Origin of the sequence: Pseudomonas cavernicola (assembly GCF_003596405.1) — a bacterium.
GTDB classification, from domain to species: domain Bacteria; phylum Pseudomonadota; class Gammaproteobacteria; order Pseudomonadales; family Pseudomonadaceae; genus Aquipseudomonas; species Aquipseudomonas cavernicola.
In genome coordinates, this window is record NZ_QYUR01000002.1 from 420,100 (window position 1) to 433,942 (window position 13,843).

The 13,843-nt window shown below is 62.5% G+C and carries 17 protein-coding genes and 1 riboswitch; of the genes, 8 read left to right on the forward strand and 9 right to left on the reverse strand.

Annotated features, from left to right (window positions below):
- Positions 1-5 precede the first annotated feature (5 nt).
- The 6 genes from nusB to nrdR all read right to left on the reverse strand — a co-directional run bounded on the left by nusB (position 6) and on the right by nrdR (position 4,959).
- Positions 6-503, reverse strand: a complete 498-nt coding sequence (gene nusB / locus D3879_RS02245; protein ID WP_119952507.1) for a transcription antitermination factor NusB — start codon at positions 501-503, stop codon at positions 6-8.
- The gene (ribH, locus tag D3879_RS02250; RefSeq protein ID WP_119952508.1) at positions 500-976 is read right to left on the reverse strand and encodes a 6,7-dimethyl-8-ribityllumazine synthase; all 477 of its coding nucleotides are present in this window, start codon (positions 974-976) and stop codon (positions 500-502) included. Before ribH ends, nusB begins: the two co-directional genes overlap by 4 nt.
- Positions 977-1,191: 215 nt before the next feature.
- Positions 1,192-2,286: a bifunctional 3,4-dihydroxy-2-butanone-4-phosphate synthase/GTP cyclohydrolase II gene (gene ribBA, locus D3879_RS02260; protein ID WP_119952510.1), complete on the reverse strand. Its 1,095-nt coding sequence runs from the start codon at positions 2,284-2,286 to the stop codon at positions 1,192-1,194.
- 16 nt (positions 2,287-2,302) lie between these two features.
- Positions 2,303-2,965, reverse strand: coding sequence for a riboflavin synthase (locus D3879_RS02265; RefSeq protein WP_119952511.1), 663 nt, complete (start codon positions 2,963-2,965; stop codon positions 2,303-2,305).
- 158 nt (positions 2,966-3,123) lie between these two features.
- Positions 3,124-3,288, reverse strand: a riboswitch (FMN riboswitch).
- A 55-nt stretch (positions 3,289-3,343) separates the two neighbouring features.
- A complete protein-coding gene (gene ribD / locus D3879_RS02270; protein ID WP_119952512.1) occupies positions 3,344-4,492 on the reverse strand; it encodes a bifunctional diaminohydroxyphosphoribosylaminopyrimidine deaminase/5-amino-6-(5-phosphoribosylamino)uracil reductase RibD in 1,149 nt (382 codons plus the stop codon).
- A 2-nt stretch (positions 4,493-4,494) separates the two neighbouring features.
- Entirely contained in the window at positions 4,495-4,959 is a 465-nt protein-coding gene (nrdR, locus tag D3879_RS02275; protein WP_119954862.1) for a transcriptional regulator NrdR, read from the reverse strand.
- A 122-nt stretch (positions 4,960-5,081) separates the two neighbouring features.
- Here nrdR and D3879_RS02280 point away from each other — a divergent pair, with 122 nt between their 5' ends.
- The 3 genes from D3879_RS02280 to trxA all read left to right on the forward strand — a co-directional run bounded on the left by D3879_RS02280 (position 5,082) and on the right by trxA (position 7,161).
- Entirely contained in the window at positions 5,082-5,519 is a 438-nt protein-coding gene (locus D3879_RS02280) for a hypothetical protein (protein WP_119952513.1), read from the forward strand.
- Positions 5,516-6,172 (forward strand): class I SAM-dependent methyltransferase, encoded by a 657-nt coding sequence (locus tag D3879_RS02285; protein WP_119952514.1) that lies wholly within the window; start codon positions 5,516-5,518, stop codon positions 6,170-6,172. Before D3879_RS02280 ends, D3879_RS02285 begins: the two co-directional genes overlap by 4 nt.
- A 116-nt stretch (positions 6,173-6,288) precedes the next feature.
- Positions 6,289-7,161, forward strand: coding sequence for a thioredoxin (gene trxA, locus D3879_RS02290; RefSeq protein ID WP_119952515.1), 873 nt, complete (start codon positions 6,289-6,291; stop codon positions 7,159-7,161).
- A 58-nt stretch (positions 7,162-7,219) separates the two neighbouring features.
- Here trxA and D3879_RS02295 read toward each other — a convergent pair whose 3' ends face one another.
- Positions 7,220-7,558: a hypothetical protein gene (locus tag D3879_RS02295; RefSeq protein ID WP_119952516.1), complete on the reverse strand. Its 339-nt coding sequence runs from the start codon at positions 7,556-7,558 to the stop codon at positions 7,220-7,222.
- Between the two features lie 132 nt (positions 7,559-7,690).
- Here D3879_RS02295 and D3879_RS02300 point away from each other — a divergent pair, with 132 nt between their 5' ends.
- From D3879_RS02300 to D3879_RS02320, 5 genes are all read left to right on the forward strand, one after another.
- Positions 7,691-8,308, forward strand: coding sequence for a DUF2796 domain-containing protein (locus D3879_RS02300; protein WP_119952517.1), 618 nt, complete (start codon positions 7,691-7,693; stop codon positions 8,306-8,308).
- 157 nt (positions 8,309-8,465) lie between these two features.
- Positions 8,466-9,176 carry an ABC transporter ATP-binding protein gene (locus tag D3879_RS02305; protein WP_119952518.1) on the forward strand — a complete coding sequence of 237 codons (711 nt, stop codon included), beginning with the start codon at positions 8,466-8,468 and terminating at the stop codon, positions 9,174-9,176.
- Position 9,177: 1 nt separating this feature from the next.
- Positions 9,178-10,443 (forward strand): ABC transporter permease, encoded by a 1,266-nt coding sequence (locus D3879_RS02310; protein ID WP_119952519.1) that lies wholly within the window; start codon positions 9,178-9,180, stop codon positions 10,441-10,443.
- A 10-nt stretch (positions 10,444-10,453) separates the two neighbouring features.
- Positions 10,454-10,990 carry a DUF3299 domain-containing protein gene (locus D3879_RS02315; protein WP_177412347.1) on the forward strand — a complete coding sequence of 179 codons (537 nt, stop codon included), beginning with the start codon at positions 10,454-10,456 and terminating at the stop codon, positions 10,988-10,990.
- 170 nt (positions 10,991-11,160) lie between these two features.
- The gene (locus D3879_RS02320) at positions 11,161-11,844 is read left to right on the forward strand and encodes an OmpW/AlkL family protein (RefSeq protein WP_119952520.1); all 684 of its coding nucleotides are present in this window, start codon (positions 11,161-11,163) and stop codon (positions 11,842-11,844) included.
- A gap of 83 nt (positions 11,845-11,927) precedes the next feature.
- Here the strand turns inward: D3879_RS02320 and D3879_RS02325 are convergent, their stop codons facing one another.
- Together D3879_RS02325 and D3879_RS02330 are read right to left on the reverse strand one after the other, a co-directional pair.
- On the reverse strand, positions 11,928-12,857 hold the full coding sequence (locus D3879_RS02325) for an NAD-dependent epimerase/dehydratase family protein (RefSeq protein ID WP_119952521.1): 930 nt from the start codon (positions 12,855-12,857) through the stop codon (positions 11,928-11,930).
- Positions 12,850-13,734 (reverse strand): sugar nucleotide-binding protein, encoded by an 885-nt coding sequence (locus D3879_RS02330; RefSeq protein ID WP_119952522.1) that lies wholly within the window; start codon positions 13,732-13,734, stop codon positions 12,850-12,852. Before D3879_RS02330 ends, D3879_RS02325 begins: the two co-directional genes overlap by 8 nt.
- Positions 13,735-13,843 lie beyond the last annotated feature (109 nt).

Here is a 13,843-nt window from a genome sequence, read left to right on the forward strand (position 1 = left end):
ACGGGTTAGCGCTTGTTGCTGCGGACTTCAGCTTCGCGCAGGCGCGGCGCCAACTTGTCCAGCACACCATTGACGAACTTGTGTCCGTCGGTAGCGCCAAAGACTTTCGCCAACTCGATGCCTTCGTTGATCACCACGCGGTACGGTACATCCACGCGTTTGAGCATCTCGAAGGTCGACAGGCGCAGAATCGCCAGTTCAACCGGGTCGAGCTCTTCCAGCGGACGATCCAGGCAAGGCGCGAAGGCCTCGTCGATCTCGGTCTTATGCGCCGGTACGCCGTGCAGGATTTCCCGGAAGTACGCACCATCCACCGCGGTGAAATCGTTGTCGACGCGAAACTGCGCTTCGATTTCGTTGATCGCCTGACCGGCTAGCTGCCACTGATACAAGGCTTGCATGGCCAAGCTGCGGGCCTGACGGCGTGCCGCAATCTTACCGGTCGGGGCGTTAGGACCTTTCTCGGCCGGCGGGTTGAAGGTGTCGTCTTCGTCGTTAATCACTTGGCCTCCAACTGCGCCAGCAGGCTGACCATTTCCAGGGCGGAGAGTGCAGCTTCGGCGCCTTTGTTGCCCGCTTTGGTGCCGGAACGCTCGATAGCCTGCTCGATGGAGTCGACGGTCAATACGCCGAATGCCACCGGCACACCGAACTCCATGGACACTTGGGCCAGCCCCTTGGTGCATTCACCGGCAACGTATTCAAAGTGCGGCGTGCCGCCACGAATGACCGCGCCCAAGGCAATGATCGCGTCGTATTCGCTGCGCTGAGCGATTTTCTGGGCGACCAATGGAATCTCGAAGGCACCCGGCGCGCGGATGATGGTGATGTCGCTTTCGCTCACGCCGTGACGAACCAGCGCATCAACGGCGCCGCTCACCAGGCTTTCAACCACGAAGCTGTTGAAGCGGCCGACCACCAGGGCATAGCGGCCTTTGGGGGCGATGAAAGTACCTTCGATGGTCTTCAGGGTCATGGGGCGTTCTCGTCGTGAAAGAGCAAATCTATATTGAAAAACCCTGGGCGCGAATCCGCATCCCATCGGGCTGTTAACAGGCTGTGTGAAAACGTGCGAGCGAAGGTCAGGCAAGGCAAAAACAGGCGAGGAAGCGGAGTTGACTGCAGTCAATGAGCATTCCGAGCCTGTTTTTAACGCAGCATCACCGATGCGCAGTAGTTTTCACGCGGCCTTTATTCAGAGGGCAGATATTCTACTACCTCCAGGTCGAAACCGGATATCGCGTTGAACTTCATTGGCGAGCTCATCAGGCGCATCTTGCGCACGCCGAGGTCACGCAGAATCTGCGAGCCGGCACCGACCGTGCTGTAAGTGGTCGGATTGGTAATCTTCGACTCGCTACCCAACTGGCGCTCCAGGTGCGCCAACAAGTCCGGGCCGGTCAGCGGATTGCCCAACAACAGCACCACACCGCTACCAGCCTCCGCCACCTTGGCCATGGCCGCACGCAGGCTCCAACGGCCCGGCTGTTTGACCATGAACAGGTCGCGCAGCGGCTCCATGTTGTGCACGCGCACCAGGGTCGGCTCATCCGGGCAGATCTTGCCTAGGGTCAGCGCCATGTGCACATCGTTTTCCACCGAGTCACGGTAAGTGACCAGGTTGAAGTGGCCTAGCTCGCTGTCCAGCGGCTGCTCGGCGATGCGCTCGACCGTGCGCTCGTGGATCAGACGGTAGTGAATCAGGTCGGCGATGGTGCCGATCTTGATCCCGTGCTCGGCGGCAAACGCCTCGAGCTCGGTACGCCGGGACATGGTGCCGTCGTCGTTCATGATTTCGCAGATCACCCCGGATGGCTCGAAACCGCCCATCCGCGCCAGATCACAGGCCGCCTCGGTATGCCCAGCACGCGCCAGCACGCCACCGGGCTGGGCCATCAACGGGAAGATATGCCCGGGGCTGACGATGTCTTCCGCTTTCGCGCCGGGTGCCGCCGCGGCCTGCACGGTTCGCGCCCGGTCGGCGGCCGAGATGCCGGTGGTGACCCCTTCCGCCGCCTCGATCGAGACGGTGAACTTGGTGCCGAAACCGGAGCCATTGCGCGGTGCCATCAGCGGCAGCTTGAGCAACTCGCAGCGCTCGCGACTCATCGGCATGCAAATCAGACCACGAGCATGCTTGGCCATGAAGTTGATGTGCTCGGCCCGTACGCACTCGGAGGCGATGATCAGGTCGCCTTCATTCTCGCGATCCTCGTCATCCATGAGGATGACCATCTTGCCCTGACGGATGTCTTCAAGCAGTTCTTCAATACTATTGAGAGCCATGGGGCGTCCCTTCAATTCAATGTTTGAGGTAGCCGTTTTCGGCCAGAAAGCTTTCAGTCAGGCCCGAGGCCTTGGGTTCGGCAGCCTTGTCGCCAAGCAACAAGCGCTCCAGATAACGTGCCAGCAAATCCACTTCGAGGTTGACCTGCCTTCCTGCCCGGTAGTCGGCCATGATGGTTTCACCCAGGGTGTGCGGCACGATGGTCAGCTCGAACTCGGCGCCATTCACGGCGTTCACCGTCAGGCTGGTGCCGTCGACAGTGATCGAGCCCTTGAGGGCGATGTATTTGGCCAGTTCACGCGGTGCACGGATACGAAACTGCACCGCGCGGGCGTTGTCCTCGCGGGACACCACCTCACCGACACCATCGACATGACCACTGACCAGATGACCGCCCAAGCGGCTGCTCGGGGTCAAGGCCTTCTCCAGGTTGACCTTGCTGCCAGCCTTGAGGTCGATGAACGCGCTGCAGGCCAGGGTTTCGCGACTGACGTCGGCCCAAAAGCCATCACCTGGCAACTCCACTGCGGTCAGGCACACACCGTTTACTGCGATGCTGTCACCCAGCTTGACGTCGCTCAGATCCAGCTTGCCGGTCTCGACATAGACGCGCACATCGCCGCCTTTCGGGCTGAACGCGCGGATGGTGCCGAGGGCTTCGATTATGCCGGTGAACATGGGACCTCCCGAACCTGCTTCAGGCCATGGCGCGCCAGCGCGGCGCGGGCCGTTTGCACAGAATAAGACATCAATACGAACTCCTGTTTATGAAAAACAGGGCGTGTTGGATCGAAGGGGATTTTGCAAGCGCACAGTACCGGCGCCCAGGCAGGCAATCCCGTTCTCTCTTTATCCGGACTATGACCGTCGGCCCCGGAATCACACCGGGTCTGCTGACCTTGCCGCCCACCTGAATAAGGACTGCGGCAAGCGCTCGCGGGCTATGCGCATTGCGCGCAATTACCGCCGGTGGGGAATCGCACCCCGCCCTGAGAACGCTACAGCCATCTGCATGACTGGGGCGCGTTTTACCACAGTCACCGGCTTAGCGCATCCCTAACGCTGGCTCTCGGGCGTTTTACCTTGCGGCACGGCTATGATCCGCCAGTCGTCGCCCACCGCACGCATCTCGATGATTTTCAACGGTGTCGCCTCGGCCATCCGAGCCAAAGGTAGATCGAGCAAGGGCCGCGCACTCGAGCCGAGAAACTTGGCGGCGACGAATAGCTGATATTCATCCACCAGCCCGGCCTGGGCGAATGCCCCGGCCAGGCGCGGACCGGCTTCCACCAGCACTTCATTGACCCCGCGCGCAGCCAACTCGGTGAGCAGCTTGCGCAGATCGACATGCCCATTGCTGCCCGGCATGGCCAGTAACTCGTGGCCCTGCTCGAGGAAACGATCCCGCGCCTCAGCCGCCGCACAGGTCGCCACCAAGGCGGCGCCGACCTGATAAAACGGTGCCGTCAGCGGCACGCGCAGCCGCCCGTCGACCAGCACCCGCAACGGCGGGCGGGTCATGGCCAGCGCGGTCAATTCCGCATTCAGGCCCAGCTCATCCGGGCGCACGGTCAAGCGCGCCGCATCGGTTAATACGGTATCGGCACCGGTCAGCACCACGCTGGCGCGGGCGCGCAGGCGCTGCACTGCGGCACGCGCTGCGGGGCCGGTAATCCACTGGCTCTCACCGCTGGCCATGGCGGTGCGCCCGTCCAGGCTCATCGCCAGCTTCACCCGCACGAATGGCAGGCCATGCTCCATCCGCTTGATAAAGCCGGCATTCAGCGCCCGCGCTTCGCTTTCCAGCACGCCGCTCTGCACCGCGATGCCAGCCTGCATCAGCCGCTGCAGGCCACGCCCAGAGACCTCCGGATTGGGATCCTGCATGGCCGCCACCACCCGCGCGATACCGGCATCCACCAGTGCATCCGCACAGGGTGGCGTACGCCCGTGATGGCTGCAGGGTTCCAGGGTGACATAGGCGGTGGCACCACGGGCTCTGGCACCCGCCTGGCGCAAGGCATGCACTTCCGCATGCGGCTCGCCGGCGCGGGCATGCCAGCCCTCGCCGACAATCTGCCCGTCGAGCACGATCACGCAGCCGACCCGCGGGTTCGGATGGGTGGAATACAGGCCTTTGCGGGCCAGTTCGAGGGCACGGGCCATGAATTTAGGGTCGAGAGCACCCGGATCGGAATTCGGCATACTCAGTCTTGCGCCGGCTCGCGGGACAGCCGGTCGATCTCCTCACGGAACTCGTTGAGATCCTGAAAGCGCCGGTACACCGAGGCGAAGCGGATATAGGCGACTTCATCGAGCTTTTGCAACTCGCCCATCACCAACTCACCGAGCACCCGCGACTTGATCTCGCGCTCGCCGGTAGCACGCAGCTTGTGCTTGATATGGGCGATCGCCGCTTCCAGACGTTCGATACTGACCGGGCGCTTCTCCAGCGCACGCTGCATGCCGGCGCGCAACTTGTCTTCGTCGAAAGGCTGGCGGCTGCCGTCCTGTTTGATCAGGCGCGGCATCACCAGTTCAGCGGTTTCGAAGGTGGTGAAGCGCTCTTCGCAGGCCAGGCATTCGCGCCGACGGCGCACTTGCTCGCCCTCGGCGACCAATCGCGAGTCAATAACCTTGGTGTCATTGGCACCGCAGAAGGGACAATGCATAAATGGCAGGCAGCAGAAAAAAGGAAGCCCATGGTAGCGCATCCCACTGGCAAGACAAGCCGCGTGCTTTACGGTATATAGGCGCCCGCACTTTAATTGTTCTTGTCGTGACGGAACCACCCATGCTGCTGCGCCCGCTTGCTCTGCTCACCGCCCTTAGCCTGCTCGCCGCCTGCGCGGGTGAGCCGGCCGCGCCGCTGCAAGCACCAGCCTTCCCCAAGGCGGCCGCCGCGCCTACACCAGTGCCGGCCCACCTGCGAGAACTGACCGGCAGCCTGCTCAATGTACCGGCCGGCGGCGATGTGGAACTGGCACTGCTCATCATCGATGAACGTAACCGCCCACAGCGCCTGCTCGGCAATATCACGCTGAGCGGTAATGGCGCGACGCTGCGCTTCAGCCTGCGCTTCAACCCCGAGTCTTTCCCGCCCGGCGCGCGCGTCGAATTGCGCGGAAGAGTTAGCCGCTCGGCACAATTGATCTTGCGCCTGCGGCCGCTACGCATTCAGTCCGCGACCAGCCAGGCGCTCGGCGAACTGCGCTTCGTAGCCGCACCATGAAGGCGCCCATCATGTTGCAAGCGGCCCTCAGCGAACTGCTTGGCGATGCCCAGTTAGTCGCCGAAACCTTGCCCGGCACCACGCTTAAACTCTGGCTCATCGACGCCGCCAACATGGATCGCGCCTTCAGCCCCGAGGAAACCCGACGCATTCTCGAAGAACCGCCATACTGGAGTTTTTGCTGGGCCAGCGGCCTGGTGCTCGCGCGCTGGCTGGCCGAGCGCCCGGAATGGGTGCGCGGCGAACGCGTGCTGGATTTCGGCGCTGGCTCCGGCGTCGCGGCGATTGCTGCCGCCAAGGCCGGTGCCGCCGAAGTGGTGGCCTGCGATCTGGACCCATTGGCCATCGCGGCCTGCCGGGCGAATGCCGAACTGAACGGTGTGGAACTGAGCTACTCGCTGGACTTCTTTGCCGAGGCCGACCGCTTCGACCTGATCATCGTCGCCGACGTACTCTACGACCGCGCCAACCTGCCGCTGCTGGATCAGTTCCTCACTCGCGGCAAGCACGCGCTGGTGGCTGACTCGCGAGTACGCGACTTTCAGCACCCGCTGTATCAGCGCCTGGATATCGTCGAAGCTTGCACTTGGCCGGATCTGGCAGAGCCCGCCGAATTCCGTCATGTCAGCCTGTATCACGCTTCGCGCAACTGAAGCGCTGGCTTTCGCGCCACTGAATCCGCACTTATAGTGCAACCATACTTATCAGTTGCAGCCATTCAGTGAATGAGCGCCCTTTCGCCCCCCTTTCCGCGTTTTCGAGAATTCCGATGAGCCAGGACACGCCCTACATCTTTGACGTCAGCACGGCCAACTTCGACCAACTGGTAATCCAGAACTCCTTTCACAAACCGGTATTGGTGGATTTCTGGGCCGACTGGTGCGCGCCCTGCAAGGCACTGATGCCGCTGCTGGCGCAGATCACCGAGGGTTACCGCGGCGAGTTGCTGCTGGCCAAGGTCAATTGCGATCTCGAGCCAGACATCGTCGCCCGTTTCGGCATCCGCAGCCTGCCGACCGTAGTGCTGTTCAAAGATGGTCAGCCGATCGATGGTTTCACCGGCGCCCAGCCGGAATCGGCGATCCGCGCGATCCTCGAGCCGCACGTCCAGGCTCCGCCGCCGCCCGCTGCCGACCCGCTGGAAAGCGCCCAGGCGCTATTCGCCGAAGGCCGCATCGGCGACGCCGAAAGCCTGCTGAAACAACTGCTGAGCGAAGGCAGCGAAAAGCCCGCCGCGCTGATTCTGTATGCGCGCTGCCTGGCCGAACGTGGCGAATTAGGCGAAGCAGAGGCTGCGTTGAATGCGGTGAAAAGCGATGAGCACAAACATGCCCTCGCCAGCGCCCGTGCACAACTGACCTTCCTGCGCCAAGCCGCCGATCTGCCGGAAGTCGCCAGCTTGAAAACGCGCCTGGCGCAAAACGCCGAAGATGATGAAGCGATTTATCAGCTGGCCGTGCAACAGCTGGCACGTCAGCAATACGAGCCGGCACTCGACGGTTTGCTGCGCCTCTTCATCCGCAACCGCAGCTACGCCGATGGCCTGCCGCACAAGACCTTGCTGCAAGTGTTCGACCTGCTGGGTAACGAGCATCCGCTGGTCACCCTCTACCGGCGCAAGTTGTACCAAGCGCTGTATTGATCCGCCCAAGCTTGGCGCGGCGAGACCGCAGCACACAGGCGAGGCGAGCCTGAGAGCCCTACCCCACCCAGCGATACAGCGGCGCATCCTTGCCGCTTTCCAGCTGTACCAGCGGGCTGTGTCGCAGACGCACCAGCAGGCGCTTGCTGGCTGCGGCGCTGCCGGTCAGGGTTTGCAGCTCAGCCAAAAGGTCCGGCCCTTCCATTTGCCCGGCGTTGCGCAGCAACTCCTGCGCCGTCGGCCAGAACCCCTCGCCCTGCACCTCCGGCGCGCTGGACGGCGCAGCGACTGCGACTTTACCCGGTAGCTGAGCCGCCAGACGCGCCCAGTCCTCATCATCCAATTCCAGCGTCAGATCGACCGGCCACTCGCCGATCTGTCCACGAATGCGCAGCATGACAATACCCTCGAATTCACTGCCGTCATGCTCCCACGCGCATCGCGCGCCGCCAAGCAGGCTAGCCAGCGCAGAAAAGTTGTTATAACGTAACAGCTTTAACGCTTCGCTTTGCCCGCCCGGAGAATGTCCATGCGCCGCCTGCTGCTCGCTCTACCTTTTGCCCTGCTGCCCCTGGCCATCGCTCACGCCCAAGGCGATGAACACGAACATGAGGAGCACGCCAGCCTGGGCGCCCACGAGCATGGTGTCGGCCACCTGAATGCGGCGCTGGATGGCAAGACGCTGGAGCTGGAGCTGGAAAGCCCAGCGATGAATCTGCTCGGCTTTGAACATGCAGCCAAGAGTACGGCCGACCAAGCCAAAGTCGCCGCCGCCCGTGCCGAGCTGGAACAGCCACTGACCCTGTTCAGCCTGCCAGCCGCCGCCGGTTGCACAGTGGCCAAACAAGAACTGGAAAGCCCGCTGTTCGGCGACAAGCCGGATACCGAGCATGAGCATGACCACGACGAGCACGCCAAAGGTGAAGCTGCGGAGCACGAGCACGAGCACGAGCACGACGATCAGCACAGCGAGATTCACGCGCGCTATCAGTTCACCTGCAACGAGCCGGCGGCGTTGAAAACCCTCGACTTGCGCGAAGTCTTCAAACGCTTCCCCTCCACCCACAAAATTCAGGTACAACTGATCGGCCCACAGGGCCAGCAAGGTGTGGAAGCCACGGCAGAAAACGCCACGCTGAGTTTTTAAAGGCGCCGTTCTTTTAGACTGAGATGCTTAAGAAAAGCCCAAATCAATCGCCACTCCCGCTCTGGCGGGTATGGCGATGCAGAGCCTGTATTGCATTTTCTTAATGCTCAATTCCTGAATTGCAGCAGATCGGCCGGGGTAACCCGACCGCTTATTTATGACCCCAGCACTGATAGCGCTTTCCGATCTCGGCTTCGCCTGGCCCGGCCACGCGGAGCTTCTGGACATTCCGGGGTTCCGCCTGGAGCATGGGGAGACCCTGTTCCTCAAAGGCCCTAGCGGCAGCGGCAAGACCACCCTGCTCGGCCTGCTCGGCGGCGTGCAGAAGCCCATTCGCGGCAGCATCCGCCTGCTCGGGCAGGAGCTGACCGCGCTGTCCGCTGGTGCGCGCGATCACTTTCGCGTCGATCACACAGGCTACATCTTTCAGCAGTTCAACCTGCTGCCGTTTCTCTCGGTACGCGAGAACGTCGAGCTGCCCTGCCACTTCTCCAAACTCCGCGCCCGCCGCGCCAAGCAGCGCCACGGCAGCGTCGATCAAGCCGCCGCGACCTTACTCGCACACCTTGGCTTGAAAGATCCGAGCCTGCTGGCACGCCGCGCCGATGAACTGTCCATCGGTCAGCAGCAGCGGGTTGCCGCCGCCCGCGCGCTGATTGGCCAGCCCGAACTGGTGATCGCCGACGAACCCACCTCGGCGCTGGATGCTGATGCCCGCGAAGCCTTCCTCCAGCTGCTGTTCGCCGAATGCCGCGAGGCCGGCGCCAGCCTGTTGTTCGTCAGCCACGATCAGAGTCTGGCGCCGCTGTTCGATCGCCACCTGTCCCTGGCGGAACTCAATCGCGCCCGTCAGCCCGCGGAGGCCTGAGATGTATCTGTTTCGTCTGGCCATGGCCAGCCTGGCTAATCGCCGCTTTACCGCCTTGCTCACCGTGTTCGCCATCGCCCTCTCGGTCTGCCTGCTGCTGGCCGTCGAGCGAGTGCGCACCGAAGCGCGCGCCAGCTTCGCCAGCACCATCAGCGGCACCGACCTGATCGTCGGCGCCCGCTCGGGCTCGATCAACCTGCTGCTGTATTCGGTGTTCCGTATCGGTAACGCCACCAACAATATTCGCTGGGACAGCTTCGAGCATTTCGCCCACAGCCCGCGGGTGAAGTGGGCAATTCCGATGTCCCTCGGCGACTCCCATCGCGGCTACCGGGTGATGGGCACCAGCGCGGCCTACTTCGAGCACTACCACTACGGCCGCGGGCAAGCCCTGCAACTGGCGCAGGGCCGGGCTTTCGCGAGCGACCCATTCGAGGTGGTCCTCGGCGCCGAAGTGGCCGACGCGCTCAAGTACCGACTTGGCGAGCAGATCGTACTGGCCCACGGTGTGGCGACGGTGAGCCTGGTCAAACACGATGACAAACCCTTCACCGTGGTCGGCATCCTCCAGCGCACCGGCACCCCGGTAGATCGCACTCTGCATATCAGCCTGGGCGGCATGCAGGCGCTGCATATCGACTGGAAGGCCGGCATGCCGGCGCAGGGTGCCGGGCGGATCAGCGCCGAGCAGACGCGCAGTATGGATCTGACCCCACAAGCCATCACCGCATTCATGCTCGGACTGAACAGCAAGATCGCCACCTTCACCGTGCAGCGCGAGATCAATGAATTTCGCGGCGAGCCGCTGCTGGCGATCCTGCCAGGTGTAGCCCTACAAGAGTTGTGGAGCCTGATGGGTACTGCGGAGAAAGCGTTGTTCGTGGTCTCGCTGTTCGTGGTGATCACCGGGCTGATTGGCATGCTCACGGCAATTCTGACCAGCCTGAATGAGCGTCGCCGCGAGATGGCGATCCTCCGTTCAGTTGGCGCGCGGCCTTGGCATATTGCCAGTCTGCTAGTGCTGGAGGCGTTTGCCCTGGCCTTCTCCGGCGTGCTGCTCGGCACGCTGCTGCTCTACGCCGGCATCGCCGGCGCCCAAGGCTATGTGCAGGCCAATTACGGCCTTTATCTACCGCTGGCGCTGCCGAGTCGCTATGAGTGGACGCTGCTCGGCGCTATTCTGGCCGCCGCCCTACTGATGGGCTGTGTACCGGCCTGGCGCGCCTATCGGCAGTCGCTGGCCGACGGCCTGTCCATACGCTTATGAGGATCGCTTGATGTTGCGCCGCTCACTCACCCTTGCGCTGTTGCTGGCTACTCCGTTCCTGCCCCTCCACGTCGGAGCGGCGGAGGTGCGCGAGCTGACCTGGTCCGAATTGATTCCGGCGGACGCGCCGGCGGCGGCCCCATCGCAAGCGCCGATCCATGACCTCTCGCAGCTGGCCGATGCCTTGGCTGCCGAATCCGCTCCGGCGGCGAAACAACAGTCGCCTGCCGCACCGGTGGTCAAAGCCCTGGATGGCCAGGAAGTGAAACTTCCCGGCTACATCGTGCCGCTGGATGTCACTGAAGAAGGCCGCGTCACCGAGTTTCTCCTGGTGCCTTATTTCGGCGCCTGCATCCATGTGCCACCACCACCGCCCAACCAAATTGTCCACGTCACCAGCGAACTGGGCGTGCTAATGGATGCGCTGTATCAACCGTTCTGGATCGAAGGCCCGTTGCAGGTGCAAGCCAGCAGCAGCGAACTGGCGGAGGCCGGTTACCAGATGGTCGCCAGCAAGATCTATCCCTACGAGATGCCCGACAGCTAACGCCAAGCAATCTCGAGAAGCAAAAGGCCCGGACTAAGCCGGGCCTTTTGCTATCTGCCAGCGCCTTTCTACTGCGCAGACTCGGCAAGCATTGCTCTGGATCAAGATGGCTCCGTAGGCGCTCCTTAACATTGAACCCAGCCAATCAGTTCAATGTTAAGGAGCCCTCTATGCACAAGCCTCTCTTTGCCGCGCCGCTGCTCGCACTAGCCCTTGCCAGCCCCTTGGCCATGGCCTACCAGACCGGCGACATCATCGTTCGCGCCGGCGCCATAACCGTCGACCCGCACGAAGACAGCGGCAACATCGATCATGCCGTCCTCGGCAAGGTCGCAGGCAGCAAGGCCACACTCGACAGCGATACCCAGCTGGGCCTGAACTTCGCCTATATGCTGACCAACCATGTCGGTATTGAATTGCTGGCCGCCACGCCCTTCAACCATGACGTCGGCGTGAAAGGCATGCCCGGTGCCTTTGCTGGCCTGAACGGCAAGTTGGGTGAAATCAAGCACCTGCCGCCAACCCTGAGTGCTGTTTACTATCCGCTGGACAGTGCTTCTGCCTTCCAACCCTACGTCGGGCTCGGCATCAATTACACCTGGTTCTTCGATGACAAGCTGAGCAGCGAAGCAGAAAGCAAAGGCTTCCGCGGCCTGGACATGAAGGACTCCTGGGGCCTCGCCGGCCAGGTGGGCATGGACTACATGCTGACTGACAACATCATGCTCAACGCCCAAGTGCGCTATATCGACATTGAAACTACCGGCACCACATACCTCGCTGGCGACAAGGTGAAGGTTGATGTCGACGTCGACCCATGGGTGTATATGGTCGGTCTCGGCTACAAGTTCTAAGCGTGGGTCCCAGCCCCAGCAAAAAGGCGCCTACCGGCGCCTTTTTCGTATCCGTCAGGCGGGCCGCACAACCGTTTCGCGCCTCAATGCGCCAACAGCTGCGCCAGCCCCATCGCCATCGGCGTCGGTTCGGGGAAGCCGTAGCGGCTCAGCAGGCGCTGATTGTTCGCCCGCGAATGACGAATATCACCGGCACGCGCCGCTACATAGGTAACTTGCGGCAGGCCGCCGAGCACTCCGGCGATCTCGGCCAACAGCTGGTTGAGGCTGGTGGCACGGTTCAAACCGACGTTCGCCGCGCCCACCTCGAGCACCGGCAACTCCAGCGCCCGCAACAGCAGCCCGACCAGATCACCGACATAGACAAAGTCGCGAGTCTGCTCGCCATCGCCAAACACCGTGATCGGCAAGCCCTGCTGCGCACGCTCGATAAAGATGCTAATCACCCCGGAATAGGGCGAGGACGGATCCTGGCGCGGCCCGAAGATATTGAAAAAACGAAAGATCGCCGGCTCCAGGCCATGCTGGCGACGGTAGAAATCCAAGTACTGCTCACTGCCCAGCTTGTCCACCGCGTAAGGCGTCAGCGGTGCCTTCGGCGTGTCTTCATCGATCGCCAGGCCTTCACCATTGTTGCCGTACACCGCAGCGCTGGAGGCGAACAACACTCGTTTGACGCCGTGCTGGCGCATCGCCTCGCAAACATTCAGGGTGCCGACGAAGTTGCTCTGGTGAGTGCTGACCGGGTCGTCTACCGAGGCCTGCACCGAGGCCACCGCCGCCAGATGCGCCACCGCCTGGCAGCCGGCGACCGCCCGCAGCACCAGCGCGGCATCGGCGACGTCACCGACGATCAGCTCCAGCCTCGGGTTCTCCAGCGGCAGATTGCCCGGTTTGCCACTCGACAGATTATCTAGCACACGCACGGCATAGCCCTTGGCGAGCAGCGCATCGACCAGATGTGAGCCGATAAAGCCGGCTCCTCCGGTGACCAGGATAGGCGAATCAGACATGACGATAATAACGATCCAGAAGGCTCGGCAGCCCAGCCCGCCAAGCGCGCGGCTTGATGCCGAAGGTATGTAGAATTTTCTTGCAGGCCAGTACCGCATGCTGCGGCTCATCGGCGGCATCTGGGCGGGCCGCATGTGCCTGCGGGCCGATCTCTTCTACCTGCAAGCGCCGGAAGGCACGGGCCTCGGCCAGGATGGCCTGGCCCAGCGCCAACGAGGTGGTCGCCTCGTAGCCACCATAGTGGTAAGTGCCCCACAGCGGCGCCAGACAGTCCAACTGCTTCAACACGGCGATAATCACCCGCGCGGCATCATCGACCGGAGTCGGGTTACCACGCCGGTCGTCCGCCAGAAACAACTCGGTATCCTGCTCGGCGCGGGTGAGAAAGCGCCCGAGCAGGCCATCGACGCTGTCGTCGAGCAACCAGCCGAAGCGCAGTAACACGTGCCGCGGACAAGCCGCGCGCACACTCTGCTCGATCCGCCAGAGCGCTTGCCCACGCAGCCCGAGCGGAACCTGCTCTTCCTTCTCGCTGTAGGCAGTGGCACGCGAGCCGTCGAATACCCTATAGCTGGACGGTTGCAACAGGCGAATAGCGTGATGCTGACACAGCTCAGCCAAGCGCTCGACCGCCCGTTCCTGGGCCATAAAGCGCTCTTCGCTGACCACTTCGGCCTGGAACCAGTCGAAGTAGTAGGCGAGATTGATCACCGCATCGGGGCGGGTTTCATCGAGCAACTGGGTCAGGCTGGCGGCATCCCAGCCCCCTTCTGGCGGGCGCGGCGCGAGGAAGCCAATGTCTTCCTCGGCGCCCAGGCGAATTAGCGCCTGCCCAAGAGCATTACCACCGCCCAGTAGCATCAGGCGCATACGCATGAGATCCGACTAACCCAGTCGATCAGAACGGTTGTGCATACCAAAAAACTGTTAACAACCTTGAATCCCCATGTGAATCAAAGGAATAGATAGTCATAACAATCTCCTG